General features: G+C 61.5%; 22 protein-coding genes and 5 pseudogenes. 7 read left to right on the top strand and 20 right to left on the bottom strand.

Translation table 11 applies throughout. From position 1 onward, the window contains the following. The first annotated feature begins 27 nt into the window (after positions 1 to 27). Entirely contained in the window at positions 28 to 186 is a 159-nt protein-coding gene (locus QM600_RS16575) for a hypothetical protein (RefSeq protein WP_283262589.1), read from the top strand. A gap of 181 nt (positions 187 to 367) precedes the next feature. Here QM600_RS16575 and QM600_RS16570 read toward each other — a convergent pair whose 3' ends face one another. The 3 genes from QM600_RS16570 to QM600_RS16560 form a co-directional block, all read right to left on the bottom strand. Continuing rightward, a complete protein-coding gene (locus QM600_RS16570) occupies positions 368 to 607 on the bottom strand; it encodes a hypothetical protein (RefSeq protein ID WP_283262588.1) in 240 nt (79 codons plus the stop codon). A gap of 166 nt (positions 608 to 773) precedes the next feature. Then, a complete protein-coding gene (locus QM600_RS16565; RefSeq protein WP_283262587.1) occupies positions 774 to 971 on the bottom strand; it encodes a hypothetical protein in 198 nt (65 codons plus the stop codon). Positions 972 to 1,218: 247 nt separating this feature from the next. Continuing rightward, the gene (locus QM600_RS16560) at positions 1,219 to 2,061 is read right to left on the bottom strand and encodes an alpha/beta fold hydrolase (RefSeq protein ID WP_283262586.1); all 843 of its coding nucleotides are present in this window, start codon (positions 2,059 to 2,061) and stop codon (positions 1,219 to 1,221) included. 96 nt (positions 2,062 to 2,157) lie between these two features. Between QM600_RS16560 and QM600_RS16555 the strand changes: the two genes are divergently transcribed. Together QM600_RS16555 and QM600_RS16550 are read left to right on the top strand one after the other, a co-directional pair. Further along, entirely contained in the window at positions 2,158 to 2,727 is a 570-nt protein-coding gene (locus QM600_RS16555) for a TetR/AcrR family transcriptional regulator (RefSeq protein ID WP_283262585.1), read from the top strand. 148 nt (positions 2,728 to 2,875) lie between these two features. Continuing rightward, the gene (locus QM600_RS16550; protein ID WP_283262584.1) at positions 2,876 to 3,136 is read left to right on the top strand and encodes a hypothetical protein; all 261 of its coding nucleotides are present in this window, start codon (positions 2,876 to 2,878) and stop codon (positions 3,134 to 3,136) included. A 316-nt stretch (positions 3,137 to 3,452) separates the two neighbouring features. Here the strand turns inward: QM600_RS16550 and QM600_RS16545 are convergent, their stop codons facing one another. Both QM600_RS16545 and QM600_RS16540 read right to left on the bottom strand, forming a co-directional pair. Continuing rightward, positions 3,453 to 4,133: a TetR/AcrR family transcriptional regulator gene (locus QM600_RS16545; protein WP_283262583.1), complete on the bottom strand. Its 681-nt coding sequence runs from the start codon at positions 4,131 to 4,133 to the stop codon at positions 3,453 to 3,455. A gap of 225 nt (positions 4,134 to 4,358) precedes the next feature. Further along, positions 4,359 to 5,513, bottom strand: a complete 1,155-nt coding sequence (locus QM600_RS16540; protein WP_283262582.1) for an FAD-dependent oxidoreductase — start codon at positions 5,511 to 5,513, stop codon at positions 4,359 to 4,361. A gap of 144 nt (positions 5,514 to 5,657) precedes the next feature. Here QM600_RS16540 and QM600_RS29915 point away from each other — a divergent pair. Next, a pseudogene (locus tag QM600_RS29915) lies at positions 5,658 to 6,206 on the top strand (NADPH-dependent FMN reductase). A gap of 556 nt (positions 6,207 to 6,762) precedes the next feature. On the opposite strand, the gene QM600_RS16525 reads toward QM600_RS29915, so the two are convergent. From QM600_RS16525 to QM600_RS16515, 3 genes are all read right to left on the bottom strand, one after another. Next, entirely contained in the window at positions 6,763 to 8,100 is a 1,338-nt protein-coding gene (locus QM600_RS16525; RefSeq protein WP_283262631.1) for an RNA polymerase sigma factor, read from the bottom strand. A gap of 31 nt (positions 8,101 to 8,131) precedes the next feature. Beyond that, positions 8,132 to 8,539, bottom strand: a complete 408-nt coding sequence (locus QM600_RS16520) for a YciI family protein (protein WP_283262630.1) — start codon at positions 8,537 to 8,539, stop codon at positions 8,132 to 8,134. Between the two features lie 533 nt (positions 8,540 to 9,072). Continuing rightward, complete coding sequence (locus QM600_RS16515) at positions 9,073 to 9,420, bottom strand: DUF3024 domain-containing protein (RefSeq protein ID WP_283262580.1); 348 nt, start codon at positions 9,418 to 9,420, stop codon at positions 9,073 to 9,075. A 244-nt stretch (positions 9,421 to 9,664) separates the two neighbouring features. Between QM600_RS16515 and QM600_RS16510 the strand changes: the two genes are divergently transcribed. Continuing rightward, positions 9,665 to 10,363 (top strand): IS6 family transposase, encoded by a 699-nt coding sequence (locus tag QM600_RS16510; RefSeq protein ID WP_283262629.1) that lies wholly within the window; start codon positions 9,665 to 9,667, stop codon positions 10,361 to 10,363. Between the two features lie 180 nt (positions 10,364 to 10,543). Here QM600_RS16510 and QM600_RS16505 read toward each other — a convergent pair whose 3' ends face one another. From QM600_RS16505 to QM600_RS16495, 3 genes are all read right to left on the bottom strand, one after another. Next, complete coding sequence (locus QM600_RS16505; RefSeq protein WP_283262579.1) at positions 10,544 to 11,491, bottom strand: TauD/TfdA dioxygenase family protein; 948 nt, start codon at positions 11,489 to 11,491, stop codon at positions 10,544 to 10,546. Next, a complete protein-coding gene (locus tag QM600_RS16500) occupies positions 11,488 to 12,123 on the bottom strand; it encodes a TetR/AcrR family transcriptional regulator (protein WP_283262578.1) in 636 nt (211 codons plus the stop codon). The genes QM600_RS16505 and QM600_RS16500 overlap by 4 nt, the downstream gene beginning before the upstream one ends. An 89-nt stretch (positions 12,124 to 12,212) precedes the next feature. Further along, positions 12,213 to 12,587, bottom strand: a complete 375-nt coding sequence (locus tag QM600_RS16495) for an FAD-dependent oxidoreductase (RefSeq protein WP_283262577.1) — start codon at positions 12,585 to 12,587, stop codon at positions 12,213 to 12,215. Here QM600_RS16495 and QM600_RS16490 point away from each other — a divergent pair. Beyond that, a pseudogene (locus QM600_RS16490) lies at positions 12,581 to 13,115 on the top strand (IS6 family transposase); the annotation flags it as partial. The gene QM600_RS16495 and the pseudogene QM600_RS16490 overlap by 7 nt on opposite strands. A gap of 227 nt (positions 13,116 to 13,342) precedes the next feature. Here QM600_RS16490 and QM600_RS16485 read toward each other — a convergent pair. Then, positions 13,343 to 13,480 (bottom strand): hypothetical protein, encoded by a 138-nt coding sequence (locus tag QM600_RS16485; protein WP_283262576.1) that lies wholly within the window; start codon positions 13,478 to 13,480, stop codon positions 13,343 to 13,345. 79 nt (positions 13,481 to 13,559) lie between these two features. Continuing rightward, the gene (locus QM600_RS16480; protein WP_283262575.1) at positions 13,560 to 14,732 is read right to left on the bottom strand and encodes a lipase family protein; all 1,173 of its coding nucleotides are present in this window, start codon (positions 14,730 to 14,732) and stop codon (positions 13,560 to 13,562) included. Positions 14,733 to 14,811: 79 nt separating this feature from the next. Between QM600_RS16480 and QM600_RS16475 the strand changes: the two genes are divergently transcribed. After that, positions 14,812 to 15,444 carry a TetR family transcriptional regulator gene (locus tag QM600_RS16475; protein WP_283262574.1) on the top strand — a complete coding sequence of 211 codons (633 nt, stop codon included), beginning with the start codon at positions 14,812 to 14,814 and terminating at the stop codon, positions 15,442 to 15,444. Positions 15,445 to 15,528: 84 nt separating this feature from the next. Here the strand turns inward: QM600_RS16475 and QM600_RS16470 are convergent. The 7 genes and pseudogenes from QM600_RS16470 to QM600_RS16440 form a co-directional block, all read right to left on the bottom strand. After that, positions 15,529 to 15,967: pseudogene (locus QM600_RS16470) on the bottom strand (IS6 family transposase); the annotation flags it as partial. A 255-nt stretch (positions 15,968 to 16,222) separates the two neighbouring features. Next, positions 16,223 to 16,684 carry an Hsp20/alpha crystallin family protein gene (locus QM600_RS16465; RefSeq protein WP_283262573.1) on the bottom strand — a complete coding sequence of 154 codons (462 nt, stop codon included), beginning with the start codon at positions 16,682 to 16,684 and terminating at the stop codon, positions 16,223 to 16,225. A gap of 166 nt (positions 16,685 to 16,850) precedes the next feature. Next, the gene (locus QM600_RS16460; RefSeq protein ID WP_283262572.1) at positions 16,851 to 17,141 is read right to left on the bottom strand and encodes a MerR family transcriptional regulator; all 291 of its coding nucleotides are present in this window, start codon (positions 17,139 to 17,141) and stop codon (positions 16,851 to 16,853) included. 613 nt (positions 17,142 to 17,754) lie between these two features. After that, positions 17,755 to 17,997 carry a hypothetical protein gene (locus QM600_RS29910; RefSeq protein WP_502943004.1) on the bottom strand — a complete coding sequence of 81 codons (243 nt, stop codon included), beginning with the start codon at positions 17,995 to 17,997 and terminating at the stop codon, positions 17,755 to 17,757. A gap of 730 nt (positions 17,998 to 18,727) precedes the next feature. Then, positions 18,728 to 19,172 (bottom strand): annotated as a pseudogene (locus QM600_RS16450) (DDE-type integrase/transposase/recombinase); the annotation flags it as partial. 128 nt (positions 19,173 to 19,300) lie between these two features. Beyond that, positions 19,301 to 20,134 (bottom strand): annotated as a pseudogene (locus QM600_RS16445) (IS30 family transposase); the annotation flags it as partial. Positions 20,135 to 20,262: 128 nt separating this feature from the next. Next, on the bottom strand, positions 20,263 to 21,057 hold a 795-nt coding region (locus QM600_RS16440), incomplete at its 5' end, for a pentapeptide repeat-containing protein (protein ID WP_283262569.1).

The following is a 21,057-nucleotide window of genomic DNA, read 5'->3' as shown; positions in this document are numbered from 1 at the left end:
CCGGGAGATTAATGTTCCCTGCGCGGCATGATGCCAATAACCAAGATCGTCATCTGGGTTCTCATCGTCATTGCCGTCGGTAGCGCGTCCGCGCTTGTCCGGGGCCAGAAGCGGCTCGATTCCAAAGATTGCATTCTCGGGTTGGGCGCCGGTGTCGTTGCTGCTTTTGCTTGGGGAGTGGACTGAGGGCTTTATATCTGGAATTCGTCCTCGGAGGGTGTATGTGCGCGTCTGAGTGCCAGACGTTCGATCGCGGTGAGCTTCGGAGTCGAGAGGGATATCGCCGGCTGCTCGATCTCGGTGAGCACCTTGCCCAGCACAGTCTCGAGGCGATCTGTTCTCGTGGCTGTTTGGCGAGCCGCCGCAATTACAGGTTCGCGGCGTCAGCGATTGCGGGGGCGGGGTAGTAGCCGTAGTTGACCATCGGAGCATTCGGGTCACCCGGTGCGAAGTTCACCACGTCAGGACCGCTTTTGCTCATCTGACTCAACGGTCCTGTGCGTTCCTGGCCAGCCCACTCGTATACATCGGCGAACAGAGCCTTGTGGACGGCTTTGAGGTGGTCGTAATCGGACTTTTCCCAGGATCGGCCGCTGGTTGAGTTCACTTATCCGGATAGGTGCCGCGCGTTCCTCGAAGCGCCGCAACTTCTCCGCGTCCGTGGTCCCGTACGGCTGCGCAGCACTGACCAGATTGTTCCGTAAAACAGTTGTTCCTGGGATGAAGTAATCATCCCAGGAACGGAACTGTGAAGTTTTCGCAGGCAATAGACGTTAGAGTTCGAGTTCCTGGCGGAACGCCGTCAACTCTTGTTCCGCCGTGCTCACCCCGGTGAGCACCCGACGGGTTGCGGCTTTGTCAGCTTCGGTGACCGTGCCGCCGGCGAGGCGAACACCTGCGGTCGCGAACTGGATGGACTCTTCGACACCGCGTGCCGCAGTGTGTGTGGTGACCTTGTGTGCAGTGGTCATGCGGCTCAGCCCTCCCCATGCGATACGCTCGATTGCTTCCCTGCGCACCACCGAACACCTGTAAACGCGGAGGCGTCATCTCGAGGGGGTTGAGACTGCGAGACGTACTCTGCCACCACACGACAACCGCCCGGGGGACGGTTCGGTTGCCGCCGGGCACCCTTGAAGGACACCGGCATTCGCGGCGCTTCATACATTCGTGCCCTGGCGGAGCGATAGCCCGCCGGGGCACGAATACTGCTCGGCTCTACTTGCTGACGAAAGCCAGCAGTGCCGTGTTCACCTCGTCGGCATGGGTCCAGAGGAGTCCGTGAGGTGCTCCCTCCAGTTCGACGTAGTCCGCCTCGGGCAGCGACTGGTGGAAGCGGCGGGCGGTGGCGTCGATCGGGAGGATGTTATCGGCAGTGCCGTGCAGGATGAGGGCCGGCTTGCCGCTGGCGCGGACTGCTTCGACGTCGCCGCGGAAGTCCTCGATCCAGGCTGGGACCACCGCGTAGGCGGCAACTGGTGCGCTGGAAGTCGCGGTGTTCCAGCTCGCAGTGACGGCCTCCTGGCTGATTCGGGAACCGAGGGTGTCGTCGAGGTTGTAGAAGTCGGAGAAGAAATTCGTGAACCAAGCGAAGCGATCGGCCTTGGCCTGGGTGGCGATGCCGTCGAAGACCTCCTGCGGAACTCCGTCGGGGTTGTCTTCACGGGCGACGAGAAACGGTTCGAGCGAGGCAAGGAAGGCGAGTTTCGCGACGCGGGTGTGGCCGAAGGTTGAGACGTAGCGTGCGAGCTCGCCGGTGCCCATCGAGAACCCGACCAGGATTACGTCCTGGAGGTCGAGTGTCTCCAGGACCGTGTGGAGGTCGGCGGCGAACGTGTCGTAGTCGTAGCCGGCACCCGCCTTGCTCGACTGTCCGAAACCGCGGCGGTCGTAGGTGATGACGCGGTATCCGGCATCGAGCAGCGCGCGTGTCTGGCGTTCCCAGCTGTGTCCGTCGAGGGGGTAGCCGTGGATGAGGACGACCGGCTGTCCGGCCCCTTGGTCTTCGTAGTAGAGCTCGATCGAGGTGCTGTTCTCGTTGCCTACGGTGATGAAAGCCATGATGGGTCCCTTTCCTGGTCCGGTGAGAACGAACGTTCTCGCGCCGCGACGCCAACAGTAGAGAACGAACGTTCTCAAGTCAACTAGACTCGAAGGATGACGACGAACGACGCGCACGAACGCATACTTGCTGCCGCTGAGGACCTCTATTACGCCAAGGGCTACGCGGCCGTCGGCATGGACGAACTACGCGCGGCCGCCGGTGTGTCGCTGCGTCGCCTCTACGCCCTGTTCCCCTCGAAGGGCGACATCATTGTGGCCGTGCTCAATCGGAAGCACGAGGAATGGGAATCGGGGCTCACTGCGCATCTCGCCGCGACGGGCGGGAGTCCTCGCGAGCAACTCCTTGCCGTCTACGATTACCTGGAAGGCTGGTTCTGCACTGGGTCTTTCCGTGGCTGCGCCTTCATCAACGCCTTCGGGGAACTCGGTGGAACGCACCCCGAGGTCGCGCAGCTCGTGCGCGAGCACAAAGAGTCGTTCCAGTGCTTCATGGCCGGTCTCGTCCGCGAGCTGGGCGCTCCTGATTCACTGGCTGCGCAGCTCTCGATCCTCGCGGAAGGTGCGCAGAGCACCGCGGCCATTACGCGCGATCCCTCTGTTGCGCTCCATGCGAAGGTGGCGGCCGTCGTGCTCATCGATGCGGAACTCGGTCGTGTGCAGTGACTCGCTCCGGCGGTGGCGAGGGTGTGATTCTGCCTCTCGCCATCTGATGCATCTGGATCACAGATATCCGAACCCTCCGGGCAACCGACTCGTCCGGCAGACTTCTGCAGGCCGCTGTTCTCGAAAAATCGAGCGTGAACAACATTCGGTGAACGCCGCTCGTGTGCGAGAAAAAGTGCAGAGTATCCGCAGTCGTGTCACCGGAAAATCGTTGCGTCGCTGCCTCGATCAATGGGAGCGCATCGTTGACGACAACGACATCGAGGCCGTCCACGCCGTTGTCGAATCCGACGACGAGCACGCCTGCGAGATACGGAACCACTCACCGTTGTCGATCCTGTTGAGTGAAGAGGAGCGACTCCAGGTGCTCGATGGCACTGTCACGTTAATCGATTCGGCGCCTTCCTAAAATCCCACCAGCCTCATGAGTCACACGTGAACAGGAGGTTTCCGAGCACGGATCGACCACACTGAGCGCTTGATTGCGTAGCGTGACAGTGCCCTTCGCAGCACTGTCCGGACGATATCGGTGATCGAGCACCCGCGCTGCGGGCGTGTACGAAGGAAGATGCCGCCGATCGTGGTCGCAGCTGGGCGTGGCGTGTCTACACGGTGCGACCCGCAGTGTTAGAACGTCGAGATGAGGCATGGGACTCGTAGATACGTTTCGTCGGATATGTGGCGGCACTTACGTTTCCGCGACAAAAGCTGACGGCGATACTTCCTCAGCTACGAGGTGTTTGTTCGATCCCTGTGATCAGTGCGGCAATACCCCAACGCCGGCGCTCCTCGGGAGATCCGCTGACGATGTCGAGGCCGACAGCAGCGACGTTCGGGAGAACGTCCGGGTCGGCGGATGAAATACTGGTAGCCAGATCAGCGAGATCCGGTTTGGTGGCTCGTTGTGCCTTCGTCCGTGAGCCTTGTTCTGCTGCAATGAAGGTCGGGTAGGCGAGTAGGCAATCCACACCCCAGGCTGCCTGCTTGTCGGATACTCCGCCCTCGCGGAGTAGGCCGAGGATCGCGTCGACGAGCCGGAGATAGTTGGGTCCGGACGTCTGGGTCGACATCGAGATTCGGGCGATCTCCGGGTGGGCGAAGAGAACGTCGGAGAAACTGTCGAGGAGTTTCATGAGTCGGGTCCGCCAGTCACCTTCTGCTGGCGGTCGAACATCGGCAAGTAGTTCGTCGAGAAGTTGCGCGTGCAGATCCGCGGTGTTCTGAACGTAGACGTACAACGAGGCCGCCCCCGTATCCAGTGCGGCGGCGATCCGGCGCATGGTGACCTTGTCGATTCCCTCGGATTCGAGAATGGCTAATCCGGCGGCGATGATGCCGGCGCGGGTCAGGGCCGGTTTGGCTGGTCGTTCGCGGCGACTGAGCGGCCTGGCGGGTGGTTGGGGCATCCCTAAGAATATCACGAACATGTTCGTGACGAACGAAAAGTGGTCGGCTGGGCTATGCGGCAACGTCTGAACTCGCGGCGGAGTCATGGGTGCCAAATATCGCGAAAAATGTTGAGAATCAAGATGTTTGGTCACTCTATGCCTCTGCTCTGCGGACTGTAATTCCGGAGAGTAGAGGCATGGGTGGGTTCAGCCGGTCGTGCTCGGGATCGGTGGCTCTGAGGCTTACTGTGCCGGTATGTTGTCGAAGGCCTCGAACATTTCGACGAGTCCCTTGGGGGCGTCGAGGGCGAAGATGACTTCGAGGGACTCGGCGGACTCGCGGGCCGCGTCGGCGCTTCGAGGGAACAGTTCAGTTTCGTATGCCGCCAGCGCGGCTTCGGTATTACCGCGATGTGCGGCGATGGCTTCGGCGAGCCGGGCGCCGTCGTACATGGCCAGATTCGCGCCCTCACCCGCGAATGGCGACATCACGTGCGCGGCATCGCCCACCAGCGTGACTCCAGGAATCCGTTCCCACGAGTGGCCGACGGGCAGGGCGTGAATTCGGCGCGGGGTGAGGGATGTGTCTGCGTTCTCGATGAATCCTCGGAGGGAGTTGTCCCAGCCGTCGAGGAGTTCGAGGATGGCGGCCTTCGATGTTGGGGTGTCGTGAAAGTCGATGGTGTCAACCCAGTGTTCGTCGGCGCGGTGACCAAGGTAGACGTGCAGGCTGCCGTCGCCTTCGCGGTGACCGAAGATGCCAGTGTCGCCGCCGAGGGCGAAGAGCATCCCGGTGCCCATGATCGCCGCCTCAGCAGGGTGCTTGTTGTCGGCATCGTGGAGATCTACCTCGATGAACGAGATTCCGCTGTAGATGGGGCGCTCGTCGGAGACGATCGGGCGAACTTTCGACCAGGCGCCGTCGGCGCCGATCAGGAGATCAGTGGTGATGGTGACTCCGTTGGCGAATTCGACCTCGTATCGGCCGGCGCCGGTCTCGACGGGGCGGACTGTGACGACTTTGTGGCCCCAGCGGATCGTGCCGTCGGGGAGTGAGTCGATGAGCAGATCTCGCAGTTGGCCGCGGTCGACCTCCGGGCGCCCGGAGGTGCCTTTGTCGGACTCGTCGCGATGCACCACACCGTCGCGGTCGAGGATGCGCATTGCCTCGCCGCCGTGGTGAACGAGCTCGAGGAACTGTTCATGCAGTCCGGCGGCGTGAATGGCTTTCTGGCCGTTGTGTTCATGGATGTCGAGCATGCCGCCCTGAACGCGAGCATCCCGATCGACCTCGAGTTCGAACACGGCGGTGTCGTATCCGTGGACGTGCAGGATGCGGGCGGTGGTGAGGCCGCCGAGGCCGCCTCCGATGATGGCGATGGGGTGATGAACAGTCATTTTTGTTCCTCCAGGTATGTGGGAGCTGCGGCGCGTTGGCGTTCTTCGGGGTCGAACCAACACTATCACGAACATGTTCGCGGCGAACATGTTCGTGAAATGTTTGAATCCTGTTGACCACTTTCGGACTGACAGGAAATCGTTGTGAAGACACTCGAAATCGGGGTTTTACTCGGATTGACGCGTACCGGACGGAAAGGTGTCGTGGTCGCGGACTGGGTACTCGAACACGCCGCCGGCCGCGAGGCGGACTATGTGCTGATCGACCTCGCCGAACACAAACTTCCGCATCTGGAGGAGCCGGTTCCGCCGATGGCAGGGCGCTACAGCGATCCGAGAACCCTCGATTAAGCTGCGCTGATCGGCGAGTTCGACGGGTTCGTGGTGATCACACCGGAGTGCAACCACGGGATTCCGGGCGTTCTCAAGAATGCGTTCGATCACTTGCACGCGGAGCGGGGCGATCGGTTGGTCGCGTACGGCGTTGCCGGGGGAGCACGGTCGCTGGATCAGTTGCGGGTACTCAGTTGGGTGCTCGGGATGGCCGACGTCATGCCGCAGGTCGAGCTGTCGTTGTTCGAGGACTTCGCCGGCGACGGGGTTCTGGCGGTGGGGCGGCATGTGCAGACTCTGCGACAACTGTTCGACAAGGTGGAGGGTTGGTCTTCGGCGTTGCTGTCCCTCCGGAGCTGAATCCTTGCGACGACCCCCCCGACAATCCGCGGTCACGGATGGCGCCGCGCGCGTGATGTCGTCGTCTCCTATTCGCGCAGGAGCACTAGGAGTCCGACTCATGAATCACGTTACTTACCAACCCTATCCGGATGTGCCCTTGCATATGGGCGAAGCCTGCGACGGCCCAGCGGCCCTCGTTCTCCACGGAGGCGGAGGTCCGGCCAGTATTGCGCCGATCTTCGGCCACCTTGCCCCCCACCGCGGAATCAACGCTGCGATTGCTCCCGGTACCGCCGCCAATCGGAGAACTACTGCACGGTGTATGCGAGCGCGGCTGCAGCCACCGGAACGATCTGCCGCCACAAGGGGTCGATGGTCCTGCGACGGCCCCTGCCCGACAGTGGATTCCATGTCGGACATTCATACGGCCTGGAATCCGGGTGGACGGAGCTGTTCGACCTGTCTGTGAAGATTGTCGGTCGGGGTAGATCCGCCGCCGGCTCTACAGCTCCTTCCGAGAGCGGCGACGAGTCGTCCCGGTGGCTGAACTATCCACTCGGAGTGCATCCCGTCCTCACTCGGCTCGGCGTCCATCGCGAATGTTGTCTGTTCGGTTGCCGCATTCCGGATGATCGGCCACATCGCCGCCCAATCCTCCGCTCTCGCAGCCCGGACACTGACGTTCGGTTTCACGGAACTCCAATCGGTTCGACGCGGGCAGGGCGCCGAGTTTCTGTTCGATCACGGCTCGTTCGGCCGCGTTGCTGCACAGCTCGGCCGCGCGCATCCACTCGGCGCGAGCCTCGGTGGTGCGGCCGAGTCGGGTGAGCAGCTCGCCTCGAACGGTGCGGAGGAGGTGGGTGCCGGCGAGTTCACCACGTGCAGAGATAGCGTCGATGAGTTGGAGCGCTGCCTTGGGCCCGGTCGCCATGGCGACCGCAACGGCCCGGTTCAACTCAATGACCGGGGACGGCGCCAACCGCCCGAGCGCTTCGTAGAGCAGGACGATGCGCGGCCAGTCGGTCTCGGCGACAGACGAGGCGACCGCGTGGCATTCGGCGATCGAAGCCTGCAACCCGTAGTAGCCGAGTCCCCGAGGGGAGGATGCCTGAGCGAGCGCAGCTCGCCCCCGGCGGATCGCACTGCGATCCCAGAGCTGCCGGTCCTGATCATCGAGGAGGATGGCGCGCCCGTCGGCGTCCAGCCGCGCGGGGAACCGAGCCGCGGTCAGCTCGAGCAGGGCGAGCAGGCCGAACACTTCGGGCTGAGGGCTCAGCGCGACCAGGCTGCGGGCCAGCCGGCGCGCCTCGTCGGCCACGTCGGTGCGCATCCAGTCCTCGCCTGAGGTCGCAGACGATCCTTCGGTGAAGATCAGGTACACCACCTGCAGCACCGAGCCGAGCCGAACGGGACGCTCGTCCGGCTCGGGCACGGCGAACGGCACCCGGGCGGCGGCCAGGGTCTTCTTCGCGCGGGTGATTCGGGCCTGGATCGTGGCCACGGGCACGAGGAAGGCGTTCGCGATCTCCGCCGTCGTCAGGCCCCCGACAAGTCGAAGGGTGAGCGCGATCTGCGCCTCCTTCGACAGGAGCGGATGGCACGACACGAACATCAGCGCAAGCACGTCGTCGTCGATGGCATCCGCATCGAACAGCGCATCTGGGCTCGGCGTCGCCTCGTCGAGGTCCCGCGCGAGCAGTGCATACCGCTCATCCCGCGCGCCACGGCGGCGGAACGCGTCGATGGCCCGGCGCCGCCCGGTCGTGAGCAGCCACCCGGTCGGCTCGGCCGGTACCCCGGCGACCGCCCAGGAGACGAGCGCTTCCGCGATCGCCTCCTGGGCAAGGTCTTCAGCCAGCGCGAAGTCCCCGGTGTACCGCGCGAGCGCTCCGACGATGCGAGCGGACTCCATCCGCCACACCGCTTCCACCGCGGCTCTGGCGTCAGAGCTGCCCGGTCTGCTCACGCCAGGCACGCTCCTTCTGCACCCACTCGTTGTCCTGCGGGAACTCGTCGATCGACGGAACCCGACGGATCTCCGCCTTGCTGCCGGCCGCCATCGGCGCTCGCTTCACCCACTCCACAGCCTCCTGGATGGAGGCGACATCGAGGATGTAAAAGCCGTTGAACAGCTCCTTCGTCTCACCGTAGGGCCCGTTCGTCACCACCGGCGTCTCGCCGGTGAAGTCGACCACGACGCCCTCATTCGGGTCGTCGAGCCCTTCCGCGGCCACCAGCACGCCCGCCCGGATCAGTTCGTCGTTGAAGCGGCCCATCGACTCCAGCATCTCGGAGAAGTCGGTGTTCATCATCGCGGCCAGCGACTCGTCGGTCGCTCGCCAAATCAGCATGTACTTCGACACAGGGTCATCCGTTCATCGTGTGTGGTGGAAGGTCGCCGTTCGACCTTCTCACCCCAAGGTCGAACGGTGCGATCTGAAATCGACACTCGAAAGAAAAAAAGATTGAGCCAATTCAGATTTCGCCGCGAAGGAATCATCATCGATCGAGGACCGTCTCAAAAGCGATAGCTCGACTCACCCGCGACCCCAGCCGTAGTCATCGGCCTCATTGCGACGGCTCCGCCGTATATCGGTATAGGTGCAGTGGGGGGTGACGAAGAGATCTGCGCGAATGCGGTCATTTATCGCTGCGACCCACAGTCCTCGGCTGCATCGCCTCCGCGATCGCCATCGTCTGCTGGGCAGCCTGACCTACACCACGCCTGTCGAAAAGATAAAGACGACAGGTTATTCGACATAGATTGTCGACACGAGTTCTCGACACCTCGACCTCGGAACGAATTGCGGATACGCATCCTTCGTAGAAGCGTCGAATTCCGATCTTGGTCTCAATAGGTCAACGCATCACCGACGATAACGGATCAACCCCAGAAGATCGGATCCCCACCGCTTTCGATGTGATCGAGCAAGTCCTGAACATGCGGACTCGGATCCAAAAACTGGTAGCGATGAAACTTGAGGTCCCGATCCCGCCAATACAACGCCCACAACCCCGTTTTCTTCGTGAAATGCAGCCGGGCAATCGGAAATCGCGTCCACTCCGGGCCGAGGTCCTCACGCCATGGCGGCCGACATTCGCAGATCGTCACATGACGCGGCGCGATGTCGCATTCGACCCGAATCTCATGACGCAGACGATCGGGAACCCTGCTGGCGCAATACTTCACGATCCGAGCGACATCGAGTTCGGGAAGTCCTGTAGCAGCCATGACCATCATCATGCCAACCGCCGCTGACAACCGTTATTTGTGCCGTTGCGCAGCTTGGTGGACACCTGCTCTTCTCGCTGGCGCGGACTGTCCCAGTCGAGCACCCGCCGAGGTCGATCGTTGAGTCGGGCCGCGATCGCATTCAGGTCATATTGGGTGAAAGTGCGCAGGTCAGCGTTATTGCGCAGGCACTGTCACGTTGTTGAACTCGGCGAACTGGGAGAATCGGTGGGGTGAGCACCGCTTGCCGTCGTACAAAGGCCACCGCTACCCGGTCGAGATCATCAACCACTGCGTGTGGTTGTACTTCCGGTTCCCGCTCAGCTTCCGCGGCGTCGAGGAACTTATGCTCGAACGCGGTGTCGTGGTCAGCTACGAACCGATCCGGCGGTGGTGCGCCACGTTCGGGCAGGCCTACGCAAACCAGTTGCGTCGACGGCGGTCCCGGCCCGGTGACAGGTGGCACCTCGACGAGGTGTTCATCAAAATCAACGGCACCCAGCATTATCTGTGGTGGGCGGTCGATCAGCATGGCAACGTGCTCGATGTGCTGGTCCAGTCCCGGCGAAATGGCAACGCCGCCAAGCGATTCTTCCGTAAGCTGCTCAAGGGTTTGGGGTATTTGCCACGGGTGATCGTCACCGACAAGCTGGCGAGCTACCAGGTCGCCCACCGCGCGATGCTGGCCTCGGTCGAGCATCGCCGATCCAAGTACCTCAACAACTGGGCTGAGAATTCCCATCAGCCGACTCGGCAGCGGGAGCGGGCCATGAAACGCTTCAGATCGGTCGCACACGCGCAACGCTTCCTCTCCGCTTTCTCGGGTATTTCACCGCATTTCCGGCCCCGCCGACACCGACTGACCGCACCCGAGTGGCGCACTGAGATGGCCGACCGATTCGCGGTCTGGCAGGAAGTCACCGCGAGCGGTGTTACCGCCTGAAACGTGAACAACCCCAACGGGATTACATCACCGCATACTCCAAACCAACGACGCTGCTGATTCTTTCAATCAACGTGACAGTGCCAATTCGAGAGCACGATGGCGCAACCGAGGACGGCGACGATTCGCCCTCGGTTCGCCGCGACATTGTGCGAAGTCGCAGTTCCTTGTTGCTCCAGGTTATCGGGAGAGACCTGTGGGCTTGTCGCCGACGATCGAAATCCGCTCCATCACACGGCGTGCCGGATAGTAGTCGCTCGACGCGTAGTGCTGGCATGTCCGGTTGTCCCAGAAAGCGATGGTGTTCGGCTTCCAGCGCAAACGAACCTGGAGTTCGGGGCGCATCAGGTGGCGATACAGAAGGCGCAGCAACTCGTTCGACTCTTCTTCCGATACGCCCAGAATTCGTTGCGTAAAAGCAACATTGACAAAAAGGACGCGTCGACCGGTTTCCGGGATCACTCGCACGACAGGATGGTGTACCGGTGGGAAGTTCGGTCGGAGCTTCTTGATCGCTTCCTGTGGCATCCCGGACCCGAACGAGGTGATCCAGTCGTGTTCGGCTTCGAGGTGGTTGATCCGGTCCTTGATGTCGTCGGGAAGTAGGTCGTACGCCGCGCCTGTGTCGGCCCAGAGTGTGTCGCCGCCGACGGTGGGGATCTCGATGGCACGCAGAACCGCTGCGAACGAAGGGAATTCGTGCCACGTGACGTCGTTGTGCCAGATGTTCTCGGCGCCGACGGCGGCCGCGTCCTTGGCGAGTGTGGCGACGTCGACGTCGCTTTGGCCAGGCTGGGTGTACTGGTAGAACGGGTGCTGCTCGAGGTCTCCCCAGGCTTCGGCGAACGCGCGATGATCCGCGCGCGTGATCTCCTGGTCCCGGAAGAAGAGGACCTTCCATTCGAGCAGTGCGCGGCGCAGTTCCGCCATTACCTCGTCCGACAGATCGCCGCCCAATCGTATTCCGGAGATTTCAGCCCCGATGGTCGGCGTCTGTGGTTCCAGCGAGAATAGTTCGTAGGGAAGGACTTCCACATTCTCTGCGGTTCTCGGGGCGATGATCGGCCCGAAGTAAGCGAGCGGATCAGTCGGCGTGGGTGCGGCAGTCGCCGGAAGTGCATACGTCATGAGGTAGCTCCTAAGGATTCGGTGGTAGTCATCGAGATCGGTGCCTCGAGCATGGCTACGCAGGTATCGACGAGATCGGAGACGATCGCCGTGCTCTCTGCGGGGGTTCGGTCCGCCGCTTCCTGCGCGGCGAGCATCGTCATGTTGTGCATGACGATGCTGTCGGTACGCCAGATCGCGATCGGGTTCGGTGCGGGACAGAGTTCGATCAGCAGGTCCCGCACGTGGTTGTAGCTTTCCGCTCTCATGTGCTTCCGGATCAGGTCGGCGAGAGCAGGATTGAACAGGGCTTGGACGAGGAAGCGCCCATACCGGCTGCCGGGTCGGCCGAGGGTTTCCGCTGCCAGCGGCCGGACGAGGGCCTCGACGGCTTGTCGGATGGTCGGCGGGGCGCCCAGGCGCGCTATCTCGTTGAGCATTTCCTGTCGGCGGGTATCGACGGGGGACATGCGGGCCTCGACCAGCGCCTCGATGAGACCGTCGTGGGAGCCGAAATGGTACTTCGCTGCCGACTTGTTGGATTGGTTCGCCGCGAGCTGGACGCCCGTCAGTGTCAGTGCGTGCAATCCCTGTTCGGCGATGATCTGTTCGGCCGCCTCGATCATCGCCTGTCGAGACGTGGTCTGGGTCATACCCAGAGATTAAGGTTAATCCCTTAATGTGTCAATGTCGCCTCACTGTCGAGAGCAGTTCACCGCCCATGGCGGCGTGGGTGTTCAGCTCATGCGAGCGGTTCTTCCTGGGGAGTTGGGGTCGCAGTCGGGAAGTGGTCGTCAGTGATTTCGGTTGCCGCACGCTCTCCCGACTCGATAGCTCCTTCGCAGAAACCCTGCCATTGGCGGGCGGTTTCCGTTCCTGCCCAGTGGATTCCGTCAGTGGGTTGTGCGTGCGCGCTGACGATGGAGACGAGTGTTCCGGGCGCAGGGGGCGCGCTGTAACCGCCGCGCGCCCAGGAGTCCTCGGTCCAGTTCTTCTCCAACCAGGTCCGGGGAGTTCGGGCTTGCTGTCCGAAGAGCCGTTCGAGAGCGTCCAGAACTGTCCTGCGGGCACTGTCACGTTGTTGAACGCGGCAAACTGGGAGAATGTGGCGTGACAACCTCGATGCCGTCGTACAAAGGCCACCGCTACCCGGTCGAGATCATCAACCACTGCGTGTGGTTGTACTTCCGGTTCCCGCTCAGCTTCCGCGGCGTCGAGGAACTTATGCTCGAACGCGGTGTCGTGGTCAGCTACGAACCGATCCGGCGGTGGTGCGCCACGTTCGGGCAGGCCTACGCAAACCAGTTGCGTCGACGGCGGTCCCGGCCCGGTGACAGGTGGCACCTCGACGAGGTGTTCATCAAAATCAACGGCACCCAGCATTATCTGTGGTGGGCGGTCGATCAGCATGGCAACGTGCTCGATGTGCTGGTCCAGTCGCGCCGAAATGGCAATGCCGCCAAGCGATTCTTCCGTAAGCTGCTCAAGGGCTTGCAGTATGTGCCGCGGGTGATTGTCACTGACAAACTCGGCAGCTACCAGGTGGCGCACCGCGAGCTTCTGCCCTCGGTCGACCATCGCCGCTCGAAGTATTTTCAGCAATCGAGCCGAGAACTCGCATCAGCCGACTCGACAGCGCGAGCGGTGTTACCTCCTGAAACGTGAACAACCCCAACGGGATTACATCGCCGCATACTCCAAACCAACGACGCCGCTGATTCTTTCAATCAGCGTGACAGTGCCCCCATCGGGGCGTTTGCGTGCCGCAATCACGGAAGTCGAAGGAAGGCTGGAGCAAGTGATGTCCTGATTCGGCCGGTCGATATCTACATCGACCGGCCGAACGCCGTTATCGGCGCCTTGTCAGCACGTTCAGCTCAGTGTGCCGCCGGCTCCGAAGAAGGTGACGAGTCCGATCGCGGCACTGAGTCCGCCGAGCATTCCCGCGGCCGCCCCGATTATCGTGGCGGCGTTTCCCATCAGCTGCAGATCTGAAGCAGTAGAACCCATCGTGATTTTCCTCCTGTGTTGTGCACGAATGTTCGTGCGGGGACTGTGTGTGCTCGCGGTCGGATGATCGTGAGCGGGATCAGCAGAGGTCGGGTGATTTATCCCCGGCGTCGAGTTGACGGAAGAAGTCGATCGTGTCCTCGAAAGATGCTGGAACTGCTGGAGTGTGTTCAAGCCCCTCGTAAGTCCGGTATCCGACAGATGATCCCTCTGCGCAGAGTGCTTCCGCCAGTGCGCGTGAACCGACTTCAGACACTGCGGTATCGCCGGTTCCTTGCACAATGAGGGTGGGGACGGTCAAGCGCAACTGTGCAGGTTCTTGCGTCTCGAGGTAACTGACCAGGGCATCGATGTTCGCGTCGGACTTCATAATCTGGTCGGTAGGGATTGTGGCTGCGATGGCATCGATGGTGCCGGTGCAACTTGTAAAAGCTTTCTGGACAAGGGGTTTCGCAGCGTCGGCGACATAGTCCTGGGCGTCTAGTGCGGGATCGGCGGCCTGTGCGCCGAGCAAGATCAGCGGAAGGTAGCCAAGTGCGGCTCGCACCTCAGGTCCGCCGGCGGCGAAGTACTGCGGTGTTTGACTGGTGTTGTTTCCGGGCGCGATGGCTACTGCTCCCCGCAACTGCAGTTCAGGTGCGCGGGCACTGCCTTGTGCGGCAGTGAACAATGCGGCATGGCCACCTTGACTGTGTCCCGCTGTATACCAGGCCTTTCCGATGTCCGAATCGAGCTCTCGGCTCGCTCGAACAATGTCCACTACTGCGTTGGCTTCGGAATCACCGTTGACATAAGGGTGCAGACCGGGTGTTCCCAACCCGACGTAGTCGGTCTGGGCGACGACATAACCTGCCTGGAGGTACCTGTCGAGTGTCTGTCCCACGTATTTCAGGTACTCGCCGTCAGGGCCGTCGACGGTTCCCGACGACGGGGCGCACGCGTCGGCCACGCCGGTTGTCCCGTGTGCCCAACTGATCACAGGCCATCCGGCGTCGGGCGCAGTTCCCGAAGGGATGGAGACCGAACCCGAGACGACGACACTCTCGCCTTTCGGGCCTTGCGACAGGTAGGTGATCAACTCGCTCCGTTTTGCGCTGGGCAGGACGGCATTGCCAGATAAGGCTTGGTGACTCAATAGCTGCCCGAAATCGATCTGAGCCTGCCCGTCGCCGGCATTTTCTTGGCTCGAGCAGCCTGTCAACACCAAGGCCATTGCTGCGGCGGCAGCGACACCCTTCTTTGAAACTCTCACACAAAATCTCCTTTAGGTCAGTTGCCCTAGGTCAGTTGACTTAGTTGGAGACGATAGCGGGTTTCGTAGGCTGATGGGCATGAAACCGTCAAATGGTCATCGAGCGTTGATTGATGCCGCGGAACGTCTTGTAGCGGAACGCGGTTTGCACGGTGTTTCGGCGCGAGAGGTCATGAGAGCTGCCGGTCAGCGCAACCACGGCGCAATTGCGTACTACTTCGGATCATGGAACGGCCTTCTGGCCGCGGTGTGGGCTGAACGGTCGACGGGAATGGAACTCCAGGCGAAACTCGTTGGAGCAGCCGACGTAGGAGGCGCCCGCCTCGAAGCATTGACGAGGGCGTATATCCACCCGTTCGTTGCGGAGGTCGCTGCCGGTGACCCGTCGTACTGGGCACGTTTCAACGAACAATGGTTGGCGGGTATCCGCATGGATTTCGTCGGTTCTCCGGAAACACTGATACCGGATGATCCAAGCTACCCACCTATCCCGGGACTTGAACAGCTACAGCAGTTGTATGACTTGATTGCAGCTGAGCTGACTCACTTGGCTCCTTCGAACCGGCCGGCGAGAGTTGCACTTGCAGCAAGATTCGTTGTATCCGCTCTGGCTGCGTGGGAGCGTGACTTCGTCGGCGGCGTCTGGCGGGACCTCGACACCTACGAGGACGAACTGATCGCGTTGACCGTCTCCCTGCTGCGCACTGCGTGACGGCACTGTCACGTTAATCGAAAAGTGTAGTGGCACATCTAGTTTGTGGAATCCTACTACGGGACACCGCCGGGCCGTTCACTTTCAGGCGGCGGCAGTCGCGGTGACTTCCTGCCAGACCGCGAAGCGGTCGGCCATCTCGGTACGCCATTGGGGCGCCGAGAGCTTGTGCCGATTGGGCCGGAAGTGCGGTGAGTTCGAACTGAACGCGGACAGGAACCGCTGCGCATGCCCAGGCGATGTGAACCGTTTCATAGCCCGTTCGCGCTGCCTGGTGGGTTGATGCGAGTTCTCGGCTCGATTGCTGAAAGTACTTGGATTGGCGATGCTCGACCGAGGCCAGCATCTCGCGGTGGGCGACCTGGTAGCTCGCCAGCTTGTCGGTGACGATCACCCGCGGCACATACCCCAAACCCTCAAGTAGCCGTCGGAAGAACTTCTTGGCTGCCTTGCCGTTTCGGCGTGACTGGACCAGTACGTCGAGCACGTTGCCGTGCTGATCGACCGCCCGCCACAGGTAATGCGGCACTGTCACGTTAATCGATTCGGCGCCTCCTAAAATCCCACCAGCCTCATGAGTCACACACGAGCAGGAGGTTTCCGAGCACGGATCGACCACAATCAGCGCTTGATTGCTTAACGTGACAGTGCCATCTGTTGTGCGCGCTGAAGCTGACTACTCCCGGCGATGAGGAGAAGATGGTAGACGCGGTGATACCCGAGAACCGTTGTACAGAGGTTCTCGGGCATCACCGTGATGCGTACGAGCAGGGGATTGTCAGGCTTCGATCGATGCCGGCTGCGTGGCCTGATCGGTGCCGGCGGGGGAGGGTGGCTCGGAGGAGATGTCGATGCGGCGGGGTTTCGCTTTTTCGGCGATCGGCAAGCTGACCGTCAGGACACCGTTGTCGTAGGAGGCGGCGATACGTTCTGAGTCGATGTCGTCGCTGATGGAGAGTTGTCGCCGGTAGGTGCCGGCGAATCGTTCGCCTGCCAGCCAGTGCACACCGTCCTCGGAGGGGGCGCTGCGGTGCGCGGTCAACGTCAACGTGGATCCGTCGAGGTGCACGTCGACGGATCCGGGGTCGACTCCGGGAAGATCAGCGTGCAGAACGTAGTGGTCGTCGACTTTGTAGAGGTCCATCGGCATGAATCGTGGACTGCGGCTGCTGCCGGAACCTGCGGCGAGCAACGATTTGGTGATGGAGTCGATGTCGGAGAAAGGGTCGAAACGAAGCACAGCAACACACCTCCCATGTCGTGAAAAAGAAAGGTCCCCGCCACCGCGGCGGGCGACCGAACATACTGTGCGAGAACATGTTAAACAAAAATTCTGGCACTCGGCAACCCCGAGTGCCAGAATTTTTTCCGAGGGACGGCGGACGGATGCAGTGCTGTGTGTCGGGTTATTCGGGTGCGGATCCGGGCTTGTTCTCCGACTGCGGATGTCGTTGCTGGAGTTCGGTGTTGATGCGTCGGGCTTCGGCGAGTTGATCTTCGAGGATGATGATCCGGCACGCCGACTCCAGAGCCGTACCGTCCGCGACGAGCTCGTGCGCGCGGGCAGCGAGACGGAGTTGGTAGCGGGAGTAGCGGCGATGCCCGCCGCCGGAGCGTTGCGGGGTGAGAAGTTTCGCGGCGTCGAGACTGCGCAGGAACGCTTGCCGGACACCGAGGATGTCGGCGGCCTGGCCCATGCTGTATGCCGGGTAGTCTTCGTCGTCAAATTTTCCGGACAGGGCATTGATCGCGCTGTCGGGCGTTTCTGCCTGAATGGGGCGTCCTCTTTCGGTTACCGGACTGGCCCCCGAGGCGTGAAAAACGAAAAAGAGCAGGCCCCCGGCGCAACGGGGGGTGGGCTGCGCCGGGGGCCGGATGTTGAACTCACTTACACAACTGCATTCTTGCGGGCTTCCGGACTCGTGGTGACGTCCAGGAGTCTCCAAATAGGGTCTTCCGAGCCGATTGCCTAACTGAACAACACACTTTTCGGTCTCGGTACGGCCCCGTCCTGCGGTACTGCTTGCGGGTAGTTCATCTCTCCCGCACCCTGTGACTTGTTCCTTGTTACGAAACAAAAGGTACAACACTGATCCGAGAATGTCTACCCCGGCGGCTGTAGATATTATGCAGTGAGGGCGGAGGTGTATCTGCCCAGTGGAAACGTGTCGACCGTAGTCCGTGACAGTTTTCGTGGGGCTGTGACGTGGGGCTGTGATCTGACACGATCCGGGGACGAACACTGCATCGATCACTACTGTGGCTACCCCGGCCTTAGGGAACTTCAGGCGCCACACGCAAGAGTTCGATTCACCTTTCGAATGCGGTGCTGCGGCGGCCAGAGGGAACGCCCGAGTGGGAGAATTCAGCGAAGGGGGGTGCCGGTACCCGCTGCCGGATCGCTGCGGATGAGAGCTTCGCGGCGTCGAGGCTGCGCAGGACCGCTTGCCCGACACCGAGAATCCTTGCCGCACGCCGGGGATATTCGGTGGGCTGACCCATGCTGTATGCCGGGTAGTCTTCGTCGTCGAATTTTCCGGACAGTGCGTTCATTGCGTTGGCGGGGTTTCTGCCCGAATGGGGTGTCTTCTGCCGGTCAACGGACGGGACCCCCGGCGCCGTGGAGGCCGCCGGGGGTCTGGGTTGAACTTCCTTACACAACTGCACTCTTTCGAGCTTCCGGACTTGTGGTGACGTCCGGGAGCCGCTCTGAAAGGGGCTGCCGAGATCACACACTCACAACATCAACTTTTCGGTCTCGGCGCGACCCTGCCCTGCGGTACTGCTTGCGGGTAGTTCATCTCTCCCGCACCTCTTGATTCGTTCTTTTCAGTACGAGAGAAAAGATACAACAACTACGTGGCAATATCTACCCCGATCGATGTAGATATTTTCCAGTGAGAGACGGGGGTATCGGTGAGCTGGGAAACGGTTGGTCGTCGGTGGTACTGCTCGTAGGCTGCAGGCCGCGGCGGCCGTTCTGGGATAATGTGCTGATGCGAAATACCCCGAAATCAGAGTCTTTGCTCCGCATACGGGCGGATCGGGAGGAGTCCGACAACGCCCAACGGGGCCGCGGTATCGAACTCGGATGGGGATTTCGAGGTGTCGGAGCCCGGTTCGCGTGGCCGGGGCACACGATGCGGTCGGCCCGGGCGGAGCTTTCGGCGCATGCGCGTGGGGTGGAGAGTATGAACGAGGCATTGTCACATTAACGTGAATATTCGGTGGCACAGTGTGTTCGGATGCATGGTGACACAACAGCCTTGTCGCCGTTACCTTTTCAGGCGGCGACGGCGCTACCGGTAGCCTCACACCAGACGGCGAACTGATCGGCCATCACCCGCCGGTACTCACCGGCCGACAGCAGATACAGTCTCGGACGGCAAGTGCGATCCGATCACCCCGAACGCGGACAGGAACCGCTGCGCGTGGCCAGGCGATGTGAACCGCCGCATCACCCGCTCCCGCTGCCGGGTCGGCTGATGACTGTTTTCGGCGCGGTCGTTCACATACCGCGAACGGCGATGCTCCACCGAGGGCATCAGCTCACGGTGCGCGACCTGGTAGCTGCCGAGTGTGTCTGTCACGATCACTCGCGGCACGTACTCCAGTCCCTTGAGCAGTTTCCGAAAAAAACCGTGTGGCAGCCTTGGCGTTTCGGAGGGACTTACACCAGCACGTCCTAAGGCCGTGCCGTCCTGGTCGACGGCACGCCACAGGTAGTGGCGACAAGGCTGTTGTGTCACCATGCATCCGAACACACTGTGCCACCGAATATTCACGTTAATGTGACAATGCCGTTAGTGATCCGTGTGGACGAGACGGATGGGGAAGTTTCTTGGCCAGCAGCGATATAGGTACTGCGCGGCGCTGCGAAGAACATCTCGATGCCCGTTGCTGCGCTGAGTAGCTTGTGATCGGCTAATTCCATCCCACGATCCCAGGTCAAACTCCGACATAGTGCCGGATCCATCCGTGCATATTCCCGCACCAGTGCGGGTACTACCGAGGTGGTGTGCCGGGTGGGTGTCTGCACGATCGTCAAGTAGCGAGCCTTGCGATCCACCAAGGTGGCAACCTGGCTGTTCTTCGAACCGATCACCAAATCTCCTTCCATGTGGCCAGTCACGCTGCGATCCTCGGCACTTGCGGGTCGATCCTCGATCGGGCGTGCATCGATGATCTGCGACCTCCATTGCCCTTTAACACTGTGCCGCTTGTTCTTTCGAATCGGTCTCCGTGTTCGTAGGCGCTTGCACAGCTTCTGTGGAATGACATCCCACCGAGTGGTGTAGATCGATCGGTAGATCGTCTCATGGCTGATCGCCTCGAGGTCGATGGCGTCGGTCTTGATGCGACGTCGGCCTTGGATGCGGCGTTGTTCGCTGACCCGGGCGGGATTCAGTTCGAGGACCTCCCATTCTGGTGGCCAGGACGGGTAGTCGAGCATCGGGTGGTGGTAGTGGCTGGCGGCTTCGATACTGATCTTGACCTGCGCTGATCGCGGAAAGCAGTCGGTGAGTCGGATGACGAGTGCGGTGAGGTCGGATCGGGTCATGGTGATGTCGACGGGGCCGAAGAGTCGGTGCCTGGCGGTATCGGTGGCAGAGATTGCGGCTGTGGTCTTGCCGACGTCGACGGCAACGACGATCGTGGACGGTGTGACTGGGGCGGCATGCACAGGCACGACAAACACCTCCGGGGCAGTGTCAGCGAGGAACGGCGCAGTAACGTGCCGGTCTTCTGGAATGGGAACTTCGACATTCCCTTCCTGTCATCTCCGGAGGTGTTTGTGAAGGGCTAACTCAACTCATATCAGCTTCCGAAACCGAAGAATGAGCTACCCAGCGAGCCGAGGGATCCGGTCGTGGGCGGTTCGGCGCCTATCGGTGCGGCAGTGACGGTGATGGTGAAGGTACCTGAACCTGTCGTTGAGATGCTGTTTCTTATGCTGGAGACGTCGCAGGTCACATAGCTTATTCCGTGGGGAAATATCGTCCCGGAGGGAGGATCGCAGTCGATGAAGTGCAGTCCGGTAGGCGGGGTGGGGGTGGTCCAGGTAGCGGGAGTGCCGTCTGCGGATTCGGCGGCCACAGTAATGTCGGTCGGCATTACAGATGAATGGGACAGGTTGGCGCCGGTGAGGTCCACGCCGGTCAGGTCTGCTTGGTTCAGGTTCGCATTGGTCAGCTTCGCGCCGGTTAGGTTCGTGTAGTACAGCTTCGCGTTGGTCAGGTTCGCGCCGGTCAGGTTCGTGTTGGTTAAATTCGCGTTCGTCAGCTTCGCGCCAGTCAGATTCGTGCCGCCCAGGTTCGCGCCGGTCAGGTTCGTGTAGTGCAGGTTCGCGTTCGTCAGCTCCGCTTCGTCCAGGGTCGCGTTGGTCAGTTTCGCGTTGGTCAGGTTCGCGCCGGTTAGGTTCGTGTAGTGCAGGTTCGCGCTGGTCAGGTCCGCACCAGTCAAGTCCTTGCCGGAACAATCGGTGAAGCTGTCGGGTGTGGGGGTGGCGACGTAGTGTCCGCATATTCTGGTGATGATCTGGGCGGGAGTCTCTGCTGCGGCTGCGACGGTGACGGTTGTTTGCAGGGTGGCGTCTGGGGTTGTGCCGTTTGT

The organism is Rhodococcus sp. IEGM 1379 (assembly GCF_030056815.1).
GTDB lineage: Bacteria > Actinomycetota > Actinomycetes > Mycobacteriales > Mycobacteriaceae > Rhodococcus_F.
Note: the sequence above shows the minus strand (reverse complement) of the source record. Positions and strands in the feature narration are given on the sequence as shown.